Raw genomic sequence first — 15,505 nt, forward strand, 5'->3', positions numbered from 1 at the left:
ATTACTATTAATAGGTATTTACTTATAAGGATAATAATATTACTAATAGTATGAATATATAAATCTATATTTCTGTATATACAGATAGTATATATTTCCTTATTTCTGTAAATACAGAAAATTGTAAAGTATATATAATACCACTAATGCTCAAGTAATATTGAGAAAATATAATAAATCAACAACTGCATATATATCAAGCTATTGATATTTACTATTTTCTTCAAATTTTGCTGTTTTTTATAAAATTTAAGGAAATTTAATAAATTTTAGCTCTAAAATTTATATTTAATAAATTTCACAAATTTGTAGACTGCAAAAGACAGTACGCCTACAAATACAACAAAGATTACCCATATGATTAATGTAAAGAGTTTACCAAATGAATCATTATCCTCTGAGAAAGTCACAGAACCAATTTTTATATAATCAGGAGCTAATGGAATGTCCTCTCCATGAATAACAGTGTCATTTACATAAATGTCATCAATATAAATGGAATTGTTCACGCCAACAAGGCCTCCATCCTCGTTTGCAACATAGATATCAGTTGTATTGTTGTTTTCACCAATTTGAACATTATATGTGATTATTTCACGCCTGTCAAGCCCATACAAATCAGATCTTGACAGATTGTTCATTGATTTGATTTTATCAGCACCATCAATAGTGATATTGTCCCCTCTGGAATACTGATAATCATTGGGAATGGAAATAAACTGTCCAGGAACAAGTTTTCCTGTTTTTAATTTATCTACAGTCGCAAAACCGTAATTGCCGTTAGGTGCTTTAATGACTACATGGCCTTTACCATAGGGTTCCTTAATCTTTTGAATCTTTTCCAAATCGGATTTTGAGATAGTATTGTTGTCATTAATCATGTTGGCAGTGATATTTTCCGCTATTTGATTATCAATACCGTCATCTGTTCCGCCAAGTCCAATAACCCAACCGTCACTGGTTACTATAACATGACAAAAATAGTTATTGTCTGTCTTATACTGTTTGATTGCATTGTATCCGTGCCAATTAACGTTTTCAATGTGAATATCGGCATCCAAATCGGAATCACGCCTGTAAGACATTAATGTATCATTTCCATCCAATTGCATGACAATAGAACAGCAGCCAATCATATCAGTTTCATTTGTATTTGGATTATTTACGACCGCATTCTCATGATTGAATGTGAAATAGGCTCCAAATATTGAAATGACACCTAAAAAAATAATTAATATAAAAATCTTCTTATTTAAATTCATATAAACCCATAAATTAACTTTTACAGTATTATATTGATTTACATATTATTTAAATTAGTTCGATTTTTATACTGTTTAGTTGTTAAATCTTCTTGAATTCAACTTTAACTTTTGTTTCATTTGCTCACGGTCAATATGGATATATTTATCGGTAGTCTGAGAATTAGAATGTCCTGCAATGGACTGTACTTCAGCTACAGTGAGTATTTCGGCATAATGGGACAATGCAGTGTGTCTTAGAATGTGAACACTGACATTTTTTCCATAATTAACCGGACATTCGATTCCTTCACTGGCTATTCTCCTGTCGCATTCGCGAGCATATTTCTTAACGATATCCTGAACTCCACGTTTTCCTATTCTGTTTCCTTTAATGTTGGTGAATAGCTCTTCACGTGTGACTTCTTCTGCAGCTTTATTTCTTTGAATCACCGGTCTGTAGACATCATGAGTGTTTTTTCTAAGTTTTGTGATACGATCCATCATCATATCATTCAGGCTGACCAGGGTGTCGAAAGTGATAAAAGTAGTTCTGTCTTTCAATTCCCCTTTTGTGGTCTCTGCTCTTAGGTTTACATCAATGAACTCACTTGTGTCGCTAGGAAGTGTAAAAAATCCATTCTCATCAAGAGGAACCTGGATATCTGATTTGTTGAGCAGCACCAGTTCCTTCAGCCTCATTCCAGAATCAATGAATGTCCTGCAAATCGCATAATCTCTTGCATTACCGCTCTGATGTATTGTATCTAAAAAGAAATCGCTTTGCTGCCATGTCAGAGATATCTTTTCGATTCTTTTTTTGGCAGTTTCAGGATCTTCAGCCTTAACTTCAATGATATCCTTCATTTTGATAGGATCATGCTGAATTTCTTCCTGAACATCCTCTGAATTGATGAATTCCAAAATGTTCATCATATATGTTTTAACAGTGGTCCTCTTGTTTCCGCGCTGCTTTAGGCAGTACCTACGATAATGCCTGAGCTGTTTTTTGACATTGCTGTCATTTAACTCTTCAACGCCTTCGGATTCAAGATATTCTATAAATTTGGATATGTTAAATGTCTGTTTCTTGATGGTTTCTTCAGTTAAGTTTTTTACCTCTTGCTTTTCTTCTAAGTATTCATCTAGGTAGTCTGTTAGCTCATCAACTTCGATCATAAGCTTTTCCATCTCCTAAAATTTTATACCTAACCCTTGTTATACTATTGATTTTTTGAGTATATAAAGACTTCGTATCTTTTCTTTTTAACTGTATATTATTACATAAAATATACGTTCTCTTTATATATAAAATTTGGTCAATTTGGAGTTTCATTTGGAAATGTTGGAAGTGAAGTAATACATATACATTAAGCGGTTTCAAAATGGTAATTTCTTAAAATTTTTGATTTGTAATAAAAAAAGTACATGAAAGTAATAAAAAAATTTCTGAAAAATTGTATCTTGAAAATGATCAGAATAGGAATTTTAAGAAAAATCAATAGTAATACTAATTTAAATATTAGTAATACTAAATAGTTAATAGTAATAGAAATCTTTTAACTTTTAAAAAATAACTTACAGGATGAATTAAAATTTTAAAAAATTTTATCATCATAATGGAGGGCTGCAGATGGTAAAGTATATTGCATTACTGTTAAGTGTGTTAACACTTATAGTCTGCATTATAGATTTATCAATGTAATCCTTTGAAAACAGACTGTTGAATTCGAAAGTAAGGTTCTTGACGTATAAGAGTTCACCCTCGGAAGTTCCATAATTCTTCCTTACTTTCAAAATACAAAATTAGAAAAGATTTATATGTCTTGAAAAATATAAGAATTAACACGAATATACCACATATTCGAGAGGGTGAAACCCTCCATTAAACTGTAAGTTATTAATTGTCTAAAACGGTGATGGTTTAGGAGTTTTTCTTCTAAACTATTTAGACAATACTTATTCTAATTTTAAGGGTTTTTAAAACATTAATTATCCATAATGCGCATCATTTTCAAATAGATGTTTTATACTCATTATTTTAATTATAACTTCTTAATATTACTTTTTTTCTCTTTTTACGATGCAAGTGAGCACTTACATTCGAAAAACTTTATATATGGGCTTGATTATATAATTAATTGTGTGAAGCAAGTTATTTTTCCTCCAAAACAATTAACTTGCATTTACTTAATTCAAACTCACAGGTGATTAATATGAACATAACAAAAAAACTATTAACATTACTTGCAATATTTTGTGTAATTGCATCCGCAGGTGCCGTATGCGCAGCAGATGCAAATGCTGACATAGACGGAACTTACCTTAGCGCTGTAGACGACATGGTCGGCGTTGGCGACCACCCTGACTTCGATGACATTGATGATGCATATGATGGCGGATGGGCTGGAGGCCAGTACAACGGAAATATGGAAGACGGACACCCAGGTGCACCGGAAATAGATCCTGACTACGCACACGACGAAGCAGCAGGAGAACCAATCAACGCAAGCGGAAATGCAACTAACAATTTAACCGCAAACACAACCGGAAACGCAACCGCACAGGCTGTACAAAACCAAACAGCTAACGCAACTTCCGCTCACAACATGTTAGCAACCGGTAATCCAATCTTACTCTTACTCGGAGTAACCGCAGTATTAGGCGCAGGCGCCGTATTAAGAAGAAAATAAACTTATATTATTGACCTAATATAAAAGCAGGAAAGATCCCCTCCTGCTTTTATCCTCCCTTTTTACTTTTTTTTGTTTAAAAATTAGAATATCTATTCCATATGAACTTATTTTATTATTTTTGAAACCTATCTTTTAAATGCATTCAAAACATAAAGACTTAAAAATAATTATTTAAATAGTTATTAATAACACTGCAATTCTCCACAGCCTATATGGTCGTGGCATTTTGCATTTAGGATAAAACAATAATATTGGAGGGGTTAAATTTTGTTTAAAAAAAGATATTTCATATTGATTTTAATAATTTTGTCTTTATTTTGCTTAATTGCATCAGTAAGTGCTGAAAATAGCAATATAACAGACAATTCAAATAACAGCATTGCAAATGAATCCAGCCTGCAGCCTTCTCTTCCTGTTGAGGGAGAAAGCAATCAAAGTGTTAATGATTCAACTGGTAATGCTTCTGTCGTCAATCAGAATACAGCTGAGAAATCCAAAGCAGTCGTTAAAAAAGCCCCAAAAGTATGGATTAATAAGATGACTGTCAAATCCGACAAGAAACTGGTCATAAAACTCAAATCAGACAAGAAAGGAACAATCTATTATACCACCAACGGTAAAAAGCCAACTGTTCACAGCAAAAAATATACCAAACCTATAACATTGCCGTCAAATAAGGTTTTGAGGTTTTATGCCGTTTCAAAGGAAGGAAAAAAATCAATAGTTCACACATATAAAAGAATTTTGGGAAAAACTTCTAAGGGTTACGTTGAAAAGCTCTACTACGGCAATCTGTCTTCAACAAAAAGCATTGCATTGATTGTTGGAGTTCATGTTCAGGAAAGCGGAATGCACAAGGCAATACACAAAAGCCTGGTCAAGCAAACAAACAAGTTAAAAAGAAAATATGTGCTCTATTACATTCATGTCACCAAGGACAAGAACAGCTATTCAAAAAGCAGAATGAACGGCCAGATACTGGGAAACAAATACATAATAAAGGACATAGCTAGGGAAAAACCTCAAATAACAACAGATATCCATGAAACAAACTATAAGCTTAGCGGATACAAATATCCACGTTTCATTCACATGATTTCTAACAAGAACATAAAAAGCGCCAAAGTAAGTAAAAATCTTCATAAGAAATCTTCCCTTTATTTAAAAAGACTGCTTAAACTGGCACCTCATATCAAAAGGTTTGATCCTCAGTTAGGTTCAAGTCCGGCCTATATTACAGTGCCTATTGCCAACAAGGGTCTGGTTTCCTATATCTATGAAACAGAGCTTTCCTATTCACAAAAGGTCAAACAGAATTATGCGGACAAATATGTTAAAGCTTTGGATAAAGTCAATTTATCCTTTTAAGCTTTAATTTTTTTAATTATTTTTTTAACTGTAGAAGAATATTTTTATATTAATTTTAGGAATATTTATAGAACAATCAATTCTCCATAAAAATTTTTAAAGGAAGAAAAATAAATGTTTTAATAATAAAAATACGTAGAGTTTTAAACGTATATTTGAATTTAATTTGGTGATTACAATGGCTAATATTGTGTTTAAAGACTGTGAATACCGTTTCACAGAAGATGACAAATTGTACTGCAAGAATAAAGAAGCTCCGGAAAATGGGTGTGATAACTGTAAAGAAAATGTTCATTTGAATTGTCAGAACTATGTTCCAAGTAAAGACATGTGTTTACAATTCTTCGAATCAGGAGTATCTGAAGTTTCCCAGTATGACACCTGTGCTGAAAAAGTAGTGTTCAATGATAGCGAGCTTCAACGTAAGTGGAGTAACTGAACTCACTATAATTTAAAATTGAGCTTCCCCATCGCTGCACATAGGGAAAGTTCAATTTCATCATTTTATTGTTATTAAAAAATGCAGAAATTAAATAACTAAAACTTAAAATTTACCATTCTAATGATTATACACCATAACCACTTCGCCAGTCCCATAATCCATTTAAAATGCCTGAATACTCTAAAAACTTTTGATGAAAAATATGCAATGAAAATGTTATTGAAGTTTTATCCGATACCGATATAAGAATTTCCGGATAAATTAAAAAAAGAAATTTAAGAAATCAATTTGATTTCTTAATTTAAACATTTGTTAACCCAGTTTATGAAGTTGCTGGTGCTGTCACCGGTTCTTTCAGCCTGAGTGTGTCCCTGACCCCATACGGTTGAAAACTCAACATTGTCAGAGCCCACTTTACCTAAAACACCTAAATACAGATTCACATCAACACACTGGGATGTGTCCCCCTGTTCAATACCTGTATTGATTCTCCAGTATTGGGCCACATCGGAACTTCCCGCACCGTCGTAATAATCGCATAAATAATACATCGGATTGTACATGTCAACACGGGTCTGCATCGTATTGTTTAATGCATCTGTCTTTTCCAAATCGCTTTTATATTCATTAGCATAATCTTGGGAATAATCGCTGAATTTGGAGTATTTCTCGCTGTTGTTTTCAAGAAGTTCACTGGCTATTTTATCAAAGTGAGCTGAACCGTTTGCATCAAGTCCGAAAAGTCCGTTTTCAGCCTGTGACCTGTTCAAATCATCGAAGGCAGGCACTGATTTTGACGGCTTTTTGCAGTGTTTTACAAACGCTTCAAGACTGGTTATTTTGGCAGTGTTTGTTTTTTCATCATATTCAATCCATGTGTCATTTCCGTTGAGTGATGCAATGTAATCCTTAGCAGTGGCATAGGTTGTGTTGTCTGAAGTCTCAGAGGACTCCATTTGGCCACCCACATCACCTGATGGGGCGCTTCCCGCATCACTCGGTGCATCACCTGACGGCATGCTTCCTGAATCGCTTGGCGCATCACCTGAAGGTGCTCCGCCTGAAGGCATTCCGCCCATTCCGCCGGCACTTGGAGTGTAAGGGAATGTGGTGTCATTTAGGAAGTTGTTCAGTGACTCTTCTGTGACGCTTAACATGTAATCATAGTATGATCCTGATGCATAGACTCCTGAATCGCTTTTTTCAAGTGTGAGTGTGTTTCCGTTAGGGTCTTTAAGTCCCAAGTCATTAATGTATGCGGCATATTCCTCTGCCAGGTCGCTGCTGAATTCGCCTGAAAATGAGGAAGCGTTTCTTGCATATTGGCCCATGTTCCATTCATATGCCTCATCGGCAGTGTCCAGATTTGTAATTGGGCACCAGCACATTGCTCCTGCAATTGCATTGGACAATGAGTTTCCGTTCTTATCCACCATTGCTGCCTGGATGTCTTCAAGATATGGGTTGTAGAGTTTGCTGTTTCCGCTTGCTCCCATTATTGCAGACTGTGCTCCTCCTCCACTGTGGCCGAATGTGAATATTTTTTCTGAATCTCCAGGAAGTACATCACCGTTGAATCTGTAGTATGTTACCGCTGATTTCAAATCTGTGACTCCATCTGGAGCTTCTGCATTGTCCCTTCCTCGGCATCCTGCATTCAGGTAAATGAAACCAGCATCGGTATAGTCCTTGACCTCTCCGGCATTATAGCTGGCAGGTGCGGTGCAGGATGAGTATCCCGGCGTATTTACAGGCATCACTATCGGCGCTGATGATGCTGTGTAGTTTCCAACCTTTTCACCGTCCTTAATTTTACATGAATATGTTCCGTTTGAGTTTTTGCTTGCTTCAAAGTATTTTCCGGGCACATATATTCCGCATGACTGGTATTTTGTATCTTCAGGATTCATACAGTATACGAGTCCTATCTGATAGTAAATGTCGTTGTCTTCATCGTAGCTCCAGTTGTTCATGTTTATGGATAGCTTTTGGCTCAATGCGGACGCATTATATGAGGGTCCGTCACCTGTTGGAGCGGTTTTTCCAAAAAGGGTGAACGCCCCTGCAACAGCTATTAACAAAACAATTACAACAATGAGTATTTTGTATATATTTTTCATATTTTCACCGTTCTGTAATAAATATTATGTCGAAATACAATATAACTTTTAGTGAAATCGGTATGCAGGTGAACTTATGAAAAAATCAGCAGGACATATCAAGGCTATTCATAATCCTTGCAGTACTTTCCGTCAGCTATCTGATGGCCCAGACTGCAGTAATACTCAACATATCCATCAAAATCCATATCACCGACAATCCCTCCACCACTGTCAAGATATTCTTCGCGGTAATGTGCGCAGTTAAAGCTGCAATAGCCTCCATGAGCCGGCCTGGGAGTTTCTATCTTTTTACTTCTCTTTTCTTTTTCTTTGGCTTTTCGGGCATTTTCCTCAGCAGTTCCCTTTTCCTTTTCAGTTTTGTATTCCTGCATCAACTGGTCTATCCTGGCTTCAACATCTCCACTTTTAACCTGTCCTGAGCTTATTTCATTTTCAATCTGCTGTCTGATGGACAGTCCGACAGCATAATCCAAACCTTTGCTGTCTAAATTCACAATAAAAAATGCATTTAATAATATTTTTCCACCGGCCACCCTTTTAAGTTCCTCTCTGGCCTTATCCTTTTCATACTCACCAGGTGATGATTTAAAAGAGGTGTTGTTCTGCTTTTGGTCAGAATCATCCACTTTAGCTCCGCAATTAATGCAAAATTTATAATCTTTTTCCAGTTTGGCTCCGCAGTAAATACAAAAATTGCCCATATCATGCATTCCCCCGAAAAGTCTCCTTAAAAAGATTTCAGTCTAAAAAGTTATATATATGTTGTGAATTTTTTTCGGTTTCTACAGTTTGGCCAATTTTTAAAAAAATACAGATTGCATTAAATATCTCACATTACAGTGAATAAGTAAAAATAGGATGGTGTTAAAGCATGAGAAAAATCCCATGCTTTAATCGAATGAATAAAAAGATACGTTTAAGTTTATTTTTTTCTAATTGCGCATGCTCCACCGAGAACAGATCCAACTGCGAGCAATAGTAAGATTGGGTTACCGGTAGCAGGCATTTTGTGAGCAGGATTTGCATTTGCATGGCCAGGTTCACCGGCAGCATGTCCGGTTGCATTGGTTGCATTCATTTGATCCATTTCACTGTGAGCATAGTCAGGCGGAAGAACCATTGAATCGTGTATAGCTTCACTGTCAAGGTCCCCATCATCTGTGGAGTTGCCGGTTGCATTGTCTTCCATTAGTTTGTGGAGATCAGGCATGTCCGGTGATTCTCTTACGTATCCATCGTACATGTCGTCAGTTAATGTTGCATTTCCGTCATCAGCTGCACTTACTGCACATGCGGAAACTACTAGGCATAAGATTGCGAGTATTGCTAATATTGCGTTTTTGTGTTTCATTTGTATCACCTGAGATAAAGTTTTAGTGCAGATTTGTTTTTTGATTTAATCTCTCTTTGCACATGTAATTATATGAATAAGGCCATATATAAAGTTTTTCGAATGCAAGTGCTCACTTACATCTTAAAAAGTAAAAACAATAAATTTAATTGCTTTTTTAAAAAAATAAATAAATTTAAAAAAATATAACTAGTATCGAAGCTGTAAACAGAATTTTTGAAAAGCAATTTTTCCTGAAAAACAGAATGTCGATTCACTCAAGTATGATATGGAGTGCTTGAAAAAATAGTAATAATAATATTAAATATACTCAATTGACAATTGAGAATCAAAGAAAAAAAATGAAAACTTAAATTAAGTTTTCACCGAGATCTCTTGCTTTTTGCAATTGATCTTCCTTATCGTTAATAGCTCCAGGAACATTATTGTCATCCAAATTGATAATGTCACCTGTTTTGAATCCTAAAACTTCAAAAGCAGCCATCTGGGTTTTTAAAGAACTTTCAAATGCTTCGAAAGGAGCTGCTCCGTGGGTTGCGATTATTGAAACTTTTTTGTTTGAGAACAATTCGCTGTATTTAGGGTTCATGAAATAGGAGTATAACCTGTCGATTGTGAGTTTTGCCTGTGCGTTCACGTCACAGAAGTATACCGGGCTTGCCAGGATGATTCCGTCAGCTTCTTCGATTTTTTGATAGATGTCCTGCATATCATCATTTAAGGCGCATTCAGAATCATGTTCCTTACAGTAGTTGTCACCCTGACATGGTGTGATTGTTAATTTGTTAACGTCAACAATTTCGGTTTCAGCGCCTTTTTCAGAAGCGGCATCCAAAGCAGCTTCCAGTGCAATTCTCACGTTACTTGATTCTCTTGGACTTGTATTAATTCCTAAAACTTTCATAATAATATCTCCAAAATTATACTACTATATATTAAATCTTTAAATATTAATATTTGTTGATGGTTATAACAAAATTAGAGCCTTGCCTAAATAACTATCCTGCCATGTCAGCTGAATTTCATGCAGTACTACAAGGAAGTGGCTAACATATAACATTAAACAAATAATCAAAATTTGAAAAAAAAATTGTATGAAAATATATTATAAAATTAAACAATATCATCTATTTAAATATTTAAAATTATAATCATTATTCATATATTGACTAAATATTTATATACTTTGTATACTAAATTAATTTTTATAGGAGGTAATTCAATGAATTTCAAAAATATTGCAATTTTGTTTTTTGTTTTTCTGAGTTTGATATTATGCATCGGTTCAGTTTCAGCGGAAAACATTACTGAAATTGACAATAGCAATGCAACTCAAGAAATAGCCACACCTACTGATGAGGTTAAGCAACCTATTGAGAATGATCAAGCTACATCTGTAAGTCCAAAACCAACAAAAAAGATAGTTACAGACACAGACGTTGACAATGTGGTTGTTGACTATAAGAAAAACAATCATGTTAAAGTTAAAGTAAAAAATGACAAAAGCAACAAAGCTATAAAAGACCTCAAACTTAAAATCAAAATTTTCACAAAAACTAAAAGTAAAACATATACCATCAAGACAGGAAAAAATGGAATTGCTTTATTCAACACTAAAAAATTAGGATTGGGTGATCATAAGGTTGTAATCACTTCCGCAGACAATAAATATAAAGTCTCAATAAAGACCCACATATTTGTCGGGAAAAAACATACAGTCACTCTAAAGCCCAACACCAGTAAAAAATTGAAAAACAAAGACACTATAAAGGTTTATACAGTAAAGGACGATAACGAAAAAGAGGTTAAAGTTGCTTTTAAGGGAGCTGCTAAAAAGACCAAAATCGCCAAGGCAGTATTTTTCCTAAAAAATAAAAAAACCGGAAAAATTACTAAAAAGACAGACAGCACTGATTTTGATGATGGAAAATGGCAATATCCTGATGAAGGCTACACAAATAGATACAGCCTTGTAAAAGTTAAAATCACATATGTGACAGTATAATAAGAAAATTATTTTTTCTTATTTTCTTTTTTTATTTTTAATTAAGAGTTCCAAGCCATATTTCAGAGAATTGATTAAATTAATCTCTTAGAATCTTTAAATAATATAAATTATTTCTTTTTTTAAGTTTTTAAGATGTAAGTAAGCACTTGCAGTCGAAAACATTTATATACTCTCTTTTCCATATGATTAAACAACGAAGGTGATTTAAAATGAACTTAAAAGGAGTATTATTTTTAGTATTAGTATCTTCCCTTCTGGTCGGAAGCGTTTGTGCTGCAAGCGTCAACGACTTTAAGGTAGACAATTCATTTGGAAGTTTATACAATGGAGAGTATTATTCAGTTTATGCGAACGGAAATCAGGACGCAGGAGTCTGCATCTACAAAAACGTAAATGACGACGTTTACGATGACATGGAAAACGACAACATCCTCGATCATGTCATTCACCATGACGGAAGAGAATACACTTACGGTGACGATGACATGGCATTAACCAAAAATGCCGACAACACTGCAAGCTTCAAAGACTACGACCACGCAACACACGGAGTCTCTGAAGTAGTAAGTCAAGGAAACGAACAATACATCGTAACCTTCTGGGCAAAAGACACCAGCAGCATGGACACAGCAAAATTAGCATCCATGTTAAGTGACTTCAACAAAAACAACAACGTTTCCCCAGTAGCATTCTAAACATGAAAACACAACCCAGATAGGAGTCCTGAACTCCTACCTCATTTTCTTTTTTTAAAATTCTTTTTTTCTGCATATCCTCAATGTGATGCAGAACTGATCAGATTTCAACAACTATCAGATAGTTGGTTTTTTTGGATTCGCCTAATGGGAATCCTCCTGTGACAACAATCAGGTCCCCTTTATTTAAATTGAATTCCCTTTCAGCTATTTTTCTTGAATTCTCAACCAGTTCGTCGGTGCTTTCATATATGTCAGTGACGACAGGCTTCACGCCAAAGTTTAAAATAACCTTCTCGGCAATATGATTTGACGGACAGCATGCCATGATAATGGAGTTTGGGCGGAAATTACTGATTCTGCGGGCTGTCAGTCCGGTCAAGGTGGTTGTTACTATTAATTTAATGTCTGAAAACTCAACGGCATCAACCACCAGTTTGGCAATAGTATCGCTGGTGCCAATTGTGCCCTTGTAGGAGACATGCTTGGTATAGTCAATAGTAGATTCAACATATCTGCATATTCGGCTCATTATCTCCACTGACTCGATTGGATGCTTTCCAACAGTGGTTTCCCCTGAAAGCATAACGCAATCGGTTCCGTCCATTATTGCATTGGCCACATCCGAAACCTCAGCCCTTGTTGGTCTTGGGCTTTCATACATGGAGGCAAGCATTTCAGTTGCTACAATTGCGAACTTGCCCTTTTCACGGCATTTTCTGATGATGCTTTTCTGAAGAACAGGCAGCTCTTCGAGAGGAACTTCAACTCCCAAATCACCCCTTGCAACCATAATTCCGTCTGACTCGTCAATTATCTCATCAATGTTTTCAATTCCCTTGCGGCTTTCAATCTTTGAGATGACAAGGGCATCGCCTCCGGCCTCCTCAATGATTTTGCGGGCAGCCATTACATCTTCTTTTGTATTTACAAAGGATAAGGCCAGATAATCGCAGGCATGTTTTGCCGCAAAGGCTATATCTGTTTTATCCACTTCACTCATGAATTCCAAATTCAAATCGACACCAGGGACATTGATGGTTTTATGATCCTGAATTTTACCGTTTCCCAAAGCCTTAAGCACCACATAATCCTCTTTCTTTTCGATAACTTCCAGTTCAAAAAGGGCATTGTCTATAAGCACCTTGTCGCCAACCTCTATAAAGCTAATTGCATTGCTGTGGTTAACTCCGAATTCCTCCTCATTTCCAATGATGCAGCTGGCGCTCATTCTGATTGTATCGTCCTTTTTAAGTGTTACGCCGCCGTCCTTAAATGTCAATGTTCTAAATTCAGGCCCCTTTGTGTCATACATGATTGCCAAAGGCCTGTTGTAGTCTTTTCGCACCTGCCTTATGACATCGATTGTTTTAAGAATTCCCTCCGGTGTGGCATGGCTGAGGTTAATTCGTGCGCAGTCCATGCCCATGTTAACCATTTCGCCCATGACCTCAACTGAATCTGATGCAGGACCTATGCTGCAGATAACTTTTGTTTTTTTCATTTTTCCTCACCAATATCAACTTTTTCATTCAAATCTCAAATCAAACTTGGCAAATGTGGTTTCATTCAAGAATCTGGACATGTCCTTATCCAGCTTATGTGCCAGCTCGCTTACCACTTCCAGAAACTGATTGAAATCCTCTTCTGTCTGTGATTCAAGTCCGTGTGCGAGAATGGAATTGTTTCTCTTTTGTGTCATATTCTTAATTTTGGACTCGTTTTGAACAAAATATTTTCCAAGCTTGTCGCCCAGTTCATTAAGAAGCAGGAAATCCGCCACCAGACCTATTCTTATCTTGCCGTCCTCTTCTGTTTTTTTAAGGTATTCAATGAATTCCTCGGATACGTTTTTTTCCATAAGTACTGAAATGTCAACGTCCGAACTTTTGATGTTATATTTTGAGAGCTGTATTTGGGCAATCAGTTCAAATGACCTGTATAACCTTGCAATTGCATCGTCATACTTATACTCCTCAGCCTTTCTTATGGAATTGTTAATCAGGCTTGCAAGAATATAGCAGTTTTTAAGATTTGGTGATCTTGAATTGACCATCATTCCCAGGGCCTTTAAGTTCTTTTTCAATTTCTCCATGATTTCTATTAAATCAAAATTACTTAAATCAACTTTTTTGAGATATTCATATGCATTTTCAAAATCCATGATATCCCAGCTGTAATAGGATTTGCAAATGTTTATAGAGGATTCCTTATCAAATCTCACATCCACGATTCTCTCCAGAATGTCAATGCACTGCATGAACCTGTTGGAGTTGAAGTATCTCCTGGCTCTCGCAATGGAAATCCTGTCATAAATCTGATAGAGGTTCTGATAATTGATTATTTCAGTCCCGCTTGAAACTTCACCATGGGACCTATCTCCTCCTACTGAAATCAGGTCCTTTCTGTAAAACATTCCGCAGCAGGCCATTGCAGCTGACATTGTTTTTGTTCCTGAAGTGTAATCCATGATAATCTGATAGTCATTCATTATGTCCTCGTCAAACTCCCAGATTTTAGATTCAAACACTTCAAAACATGCATTGAAATTATCAATGGATTCAATGAGAACAATCTGGTAATCATCATCCAATATGAATTCGTCATTGTCCTGTGCGAAGAGTTCCTCAATATAGGGAATGGTATTTTTGGACTGTTCAGACGCAAAAAATACAACCTTGCTCGGATACATTTTAGTTATTGTAGAGTACAATTTCTGAGCAACCAGTCTTGCTCCGTCTTCATCACTGCAATTGATTCCGGTTCCCACAATCATAAACAGCACAACTTCTTTTCTTTTCATAATATCACAAAACCTGTATCTGAATAAATATTTTTAATTAATCATTAAAAAAATTGTCTGATGAATAGTTCAAAGTGAATATTTTAAATAACCATACCTCTGAAATAACTAAGTTTCATGTTTCAGTCAAATCATAACGCAAATTCCATTTTTTCCCATAAAAGTAATCAATATTTGACATTAATCTATATATGCCCTGCAATTGAAATATAAAACATGACATTTAATTATTAAATGAAAAATTTTCCAAAATATGATTTAACGGGATACCATGCAGCAAAAGACACTAGATACAAAAACACGTAACCTGATACTGATACTATTTTTAATCGGAGTATTCATGGGGTCCCTTGATACGGGAATAATAGGGCCAGTGCTGCCGTCAATCGAGCAGAGCTTTAACCTTACAAGCCGTGAGTCAAGCTGGATATTCACTCTCTTCGTGATATTTTTCATGATAGGCTCACCGGTCATGGCTAAATTTTCAGACTTTTACGGAAGAAAAAAGATTTTCATCATGGATGTTTTCCTATTCGGAATCGGGTCATGTCTTATTGCATTTTCACCTAATATAGAAACCATATTTTTAGGAAGAATCATTCAGGGATTCGGTTGCGGAGGAATATTTCCTGTCGGAGGGGCATTCATAGGCGATGAGTTTCCCCTTGAAGAGCGGGGAAAGGCACTTGGAATACTCGGAAGCGTTTTTGGAATTTCAGCAATCGGCGGTCCATTGGTTGGAGCCGCACTGATTCCGTTCGGATGGCACTGGTGCTTT

General features: G+C 35.7%; 15 protein-coding genes. 6 read left to right on the forward strand and 9 right to left on the reverse strand.

Annotated features, from left to right (window positions below; genetic code table 11):
• Window positions 1-275: 275 nt before the first annotated feature.
• From ACKI30_RS04420 to ACKI30_RS04430, 3 genes are all read right to left on the reverse strand, one after another.
• On the reverse strand, window positions 276-1,262 hold the full coding sequence (locus tag ACKI30_RS04420; RefSeq protein WP_407410230.1) for a hypothetical protein: 987 nt from the start codon (window positions 1,260-1,262) through the stop codon (window positions 276-278).
• A gap of 75 nt (window positions 1,263-1,337) precedes the next feature.
• Window positions 1,338-2,420 (reverse strand): tyrosine-type recombinase/integrase, encoded by a 1,083-nt coding sequence (locus ACKI30_RS04425; protein WP_407410257.1) that lies wholly within the window; start codon window positions 2,418-2,420, stop codon window positions 1,338-1,340.
• A gap of 435 nt (window positions 2,421-2,855) precedes the next feature.
• Window positions 2,856-3,038, reverse strand: coding sequence for a hypothetical protein (locus tag ACKI30_RS04430; protein WP_407410232.1), 183 nt, complete (start codon window positions 3,036-3,038; stop codon window positions 2,856-2,858).
• Window positions 3,039-3,457: 419 nt separating this feature from the next.
• Here ACKI30_RS04430 and ACKI30_RS04435 point away from each other — a divergent pair, with 419 nt between their 5' ends.
• The 3 genes from ACKI30_RS04435 (at window position 3,458) to ACKI30_RS04445 (ending at window position 5,744) form a co-directional block, all read left to right on the forward strand.
• Window positions 3,458-3,934 (forward strand): hypothetical protein, encoded by a 477-nt coding sequence (locus ACKI30_RS04435; RefSeq protein ID WP_407410234.1) that lies wholly within the window; start codon window positions 3,458-3,460, stop codon window positions 3,932-3,934.
• Between the two features lie 270 nt (window positions 3,935-4,204).
• Entirely contained in the window at window positions 4,205-5,305 is a 1,101-nt protein-coding gene (locus ACKI30_RS04440; RefSeq protein WP_407410236.1) for a chitobiase/beta-hexosaminidase C-terminal domain-containing protein, read from the forward strand.
• 178 nt (window positions 5,306-5,483) lie between these two features.
• On the forward strand, window positions 5,484-5,744 hold the full coding sequence (locus tag ACKI30_RS04445; protein WP_407410238.1) for a hypothetical protein: 261 nt from the start codon (window positions 5,484-5,486) through the stop codon (window positions 5,742-5,744).
• Between the two features lie 299 nt (window positions 5,745-6,043).
• Here ACKI30_RS04445 and ACKI30_RS04450 read toward each other — a convergent pair whose 3' ends face one another.
• From ACKI30_RS04450 to ACKI30_RS04465, 4 genes are all read right to left on the reverse strand, one after another.
• Window positions 6,044-7,867, reverse strand: a complete 1,824-nt coding sequence (locus ACKI30_RS04450; protein ID WP_407410240.1) for a subtype A tannase — start codon at window positions 7,865-7,867, stop codon at window positions 6,044-6,046.
• 104 nt (window positions 7,868-7,971) lie between these two features.
• A complete protein-coding gene (locus tag ACKI30_RS04455) occupies window positions 7,972-8,571 on the reverse strand; it encodes a zinc-ribbon domain-containing protein (RefSeq protein WP_407410242.1) in 600 nt (199 codons plus the stop codon).
• Window positions 8,572-8,792: 221 nt separating this feature from the next.
• A complete protein-coding gene (locus tag ACKI30_RS04460) occupies window positions 8,793-9,221 on the reverse strand; it encodes a hypothetical protein (protein ID WP_407410244.1) in 429 nt (142 codons plus the stop codon).
• Between the two features lie 349 nt (window positions 9,222-9,570).
• Window positions 9,571-10,125 carry a flavodoxin family protein gene (locus ACKI30_RS04465; protein ID WP_407410246.1) on the reverse strand — a complete coding sequence of 185 codons (555 nt, stop codon included), beginning with the start codon at window positions 10,123-10,125 and terminating at the stop codon, window positions 9,571-9,573.
• 318 nt (window positions 10,126-10,443) lie between these two features.
• Between ACKI30_RS04465 and ACKI30_RS04470 the strand changes: the two genes are divergently transcribed.
• The gene (locus ACKI30_RS04470) at window positions 10,444-11,226 is read left to right on the forward strand and encodes a hypothetical protein (protein ID WP_407410248.1); all 783 of its coding nucleotides are present in this window, start codon (window positions 10,444-10,446) and stop codon (window positions 11,224-11,226) included.
• 212 nt (window positions 11,227-11,438) lie between these two features.
• On the forward strand, window positions 11,439-11,924 hold the full coding sequence (locus ACKI30_RS04475) for a hypothetical protein (protein WP_407410250.1): 486 nt from the start codon (window positions 11,439-11,441) through the stop codon (window positions 11,922-11,924).
• Between the two features lie 100 nt (window positions 11,925-12,024).
• Here ACKI30_RS04475 and pyk read toward each other — a convergent pair whose 3' ends face one another.
• Both pyk and ACKI30_RS04485 read right to left on the reverse strand, forming a co-directional pair.
• Entirely contained in the window at window positions 12,025-13,428 is a 1,404-nt protein-coding gene (pyk, locus tag ACKI30_RS04480; protein ID WP_407410252.1) for a pyruvate kinase, read from the reverse strand.
• Window positions 13,429-13,452: 24 nt separating this feature from the next.
• Window positions 13,453-14,727, reverse strand: a complete 1,275-nt coding sequence (locus ACKI30_RS04485; protein ID WP_407410254.1) for a TIGR02710 family CRISPR-associated CARF protein — start codon at window positions 14,725-14,727, stop codon at window positions 13,453-13,455.
• A 271-nt stretch (window positions 14,728-14,998) separates the two neighbouring features.
• Between ACKI30_RS04485 and ACKI30_RS04490 the strand changes: the two genes are divergently transcribed.
• A partial coding sequence (locus tag ACKI30_RS04490; RefSeq protein ID WP_407410256.1) for an MFS transporter occupies window positions 14,999-15,505 on the forward strand: 507 nt, incomplete at its 3' end.

It is taken from the genome of Methanobrevibacter sp. (assembly GCF_045539575.1).
Classification (GTDB): Archaea; Methanobacteriota; Methanobacteria; order Methanobacteriales; family Methanobacteriaceae; genus Methanocatella.